Source organism: Variovorax sp. P4_D9 (genome assembly GCF_056401695.1).
On record NZ_JBFUIU010001118.1, the window covers coordinates 1 to 2,349 of the forward strand.

Here is a 2,349-nt window from a genome sequence, read left to right on the forward strand (position 1 = left end):
TCCCGACGCCGAACACCCCGTGGTCCGCTCCCATCCCGAAACCGGCGAGAAGGTGCTGTTCGTCAATGGCAGCTTCACGACGCACTTCACCAACTTCAATACGCCCGCCAACGTGCGCTTCGGCCTGGACAAGTCACCAGGTGCCAGCCATCTGCTCAACTACCTGGTCAGCCAGGCCCTCGTCCCCGAATACCAGGTCCGTTTCCGTTGGAAGAAGAACAGCGTTGCGTTCTGGGACAACCGTTCCACTCAGCACTACGCAGTGATGGACTACCCGCCGTGCCACCGCAAGATGGAGCGCACGGCGATCATCGGCGACGTGCCGTACTGAATGCGCGGCGCTCCTCGCGCCACCTGAGTTTCGCCATCCAGTCATCGAGCCAGTCGACGCCGCCTCGGCGTCTGCTACGGCATTTTCTTGTCCCAAGGATTCCCGCATGATTGCTCTCCCTCTGGGCGCGCTGCGCGCGCGCACGCACCCGCTGGTCCCCGGCCTTTTGATGAGCGTCGTGGTAGGGCTGCGGCCACTTTCCTGGCCGGCCACTATCACGCGCCGGTGATGCTCCTCGCGTTGCTGGTGGGCATGGCCGTGAACTTCCTGTCGTCGGAAAGTCCCTGCGAGGCGGGAATCGAGTTCACCTCGCGTGAAGTGCTGCGCGTCGGCGTTGCACAGCTGGGCATGCGCATCACCTTCTCGCAGATCGCGCATCTGGGGTGGCATCCGGTCGTGATGGTCGTGGCCTCGGTCGTGATCACGATCCTGGTGGCGATGCTGGCCGCGCGCGCAATGGGAATGAAGCCCCTTTTCGGCCTGCTCACCGGCGGCGCCAGTGCGATCTGTGGCGCCTCGGCGGCGCTCGTCCTTGCGGCGGCCTTGCCGTCGCGTCCGGAGAAGGAGCGGGCGACCCTGTTCACGGTGATCGGCGTGTCGGCCCTGTCGACGCTGGCCATGATCGTCTACTCGATGGTGGTGCGGCTGCTCGGCTTCGATTCGGTGCAGGCCGGCACGTTCCTGGGAGGAACCATCCAAGACGGGGCGCAAGTGGTCAGCGCGGGTTACGGCATGTCGCCGGAAACCGGCGATGCCGCCAAGGTCGTCAAGCTGATGTGGGTGGCCATGCTGCTGCCGGTGATCATGTGTGCCGCCATGATCACCCGTGTCCAGGGCGGCGGACAAGGCGGGAAGCGCCCGCCGCTGCTTCCCTGGTTCGCGGTGGGTTTCGTTGTGCTGGCTGCCGTCAACAGCACCGGATGGATCCCGTCCTCGGTGCAGGGTTTTGCCAACGATTTCGAGCTGGTGCCTGGTTGTTGCCATCAGCGCGCTCGGCATGAAGAATCAGCTCAGGGAACTCGCGAACGTGGGCATCAAGCCGATCGTGCTGATGGTGAGTGAAACGGTGTTCCTGGCAGCCCTCGTCATTGCAATGCTGCGTTTCGGACTTTGAATTGGAAGGAAGCCAACAGATGAACAACCCGCAACAAGCCACGATCCTGATCGTTCCCGGCCTGCGCGACCATGTGGAAGACCATTGGCAGACGCACTTGCAACGCAAGCTGTCTTCCGTGCGCAAGGTCGTGTCAGTACCTCCGCTGGAGGCCGACAAGCTGAGCTGCACGGCGCGCGTGTCGGCAATCCAGCGGATCATCGAGACCATCGAAGGCCCCGTCATCGTGGTGGCGCACAGCGCCGGCGTCGTCATGTTGGTGCACTGGGCGCAAAAGCACACCAGGAAACTTCAGGGCGCCTTGCTTGCGGCGCCGCCGGATTTCGAGTCGCCGCTTCCTGCGGGCTATCCGACTCTGGATGCCCTGCAGGCGAACGGCTGGCTGCCCGTATCCCGGAATACACTGCCCTTCCGCAGCATCGTGGCGGCAAGCACCAACGATCCGCTGGCCACCATCGATCGCGTGACGCAAATGGCGAACGACTGGGGTAGCAAGCTGGTCAACGTGGGGGCGGTAGGCCACATCAACCCGGCGTCAGGCTTTGGCGAATGGCCAATGGCCGAACAGTTCATCCAGTCCCTGGAGTCGTGAATCGTCGGGGTGGGGACGGGAATGACTTCCCCTTCCCCACGAAGGGGGCCATGCTGCATGCCTGCGCGCAACCCGCTCTTCCTGCGACTTGCCCCAACGACGGCGCGCGACGCGCCCTCCCCACTCCAGCAGGAAGGCATCGCTTCCGCTGGCTTCTTTACCCCATAGACCTCTCCGCTCGGAAGAAGAGCAGACACAGCGCTGCAATTGCACGCGCTTGTACTCCTGCGCCACCTTGAATCATTTCTCGCAGGGGCGCTACAGGCCAGCCCTCCTGCGTGGTCGAACTTGCAGACGAGGAACAGATTGTCG

At 63.6% G+C, this 2,349-nt stretch carries 4 protein-coding genes and 1 pseudogene; all 5 read left to right on the top strand.

Annotation, left to right across the window (positions count from 1 at the left end):
- A partial coding sequence (locus tag AC1DY5_RS51760) for a TauD/TfdA dioxygenase family protein (protein ID WP_478122032.1) occupies positions 1–331 on the top strand: 331 nt, incomplete at its 5' end.
- 106 nt (positions 332–437) lie between these two features.
- On the top strand, positions 438–560 hold the full coding sequence (locus tag AC1DY5_RS51765) for a hypothetical protein (RefSeq protein WP_478122033.1): 123 nt from the start codon (positions 438–440) through the stop codon (positions 558–560).
- A gap of 23 nt (positions 561–583) precedes the next feature.
- Positions 584–1,213: pseudogene (locus AC1DY5_RS51770) on the top strand (YeiH family protein); the annotation flags it as partial.
- On the top strand, positions 1,158–1,445 hold the full coding sequence (locus AC1DY5_RS51775) for a putative sulfate exporter family transporter (RefSeq protein WP_478122035.1): 288 nt from the start codon (positions 1,158–1,160) through the stop codon (positions 1,443–1,445). The pseudogene AC1DY5_RS51770 and the gene AC1DY5_RS51775, both read left to right, overlap by 56 nt.
- Positions 1,446–1,464: 19 nt before the next feature.
- Entirely contained in the window at positions 1,465–2,037 is a 573-nt protein-coding gene (locus AC1DY5_RS51780; RefSeq protein ID WP_478122034.1) for an RBBP9/YdeN family alpha/beta hydrolase, read from the top strand.
- Positions 2,038–2,349 lie beyond the last annotated feature (312 nt).

What these genes read in the sequence shown, in the direction of transcription:
- AC1DY5_RS51765 (WP_478122033.1), top strand. Translation starts at nt 438, where the DNA reads ATGATTGCTCTCCCTCTGGGCGCGCTGCGCGCGCGCACGCACCCGCTG.
- AC1DY5_RS51780 (WP_478122034.1), top strand. Translation starts at nt 1,465, where the DNA reads ATGAACAACCCGCAACAAGCCACGATCCTGATCGTTCCCGGCCTGCGC.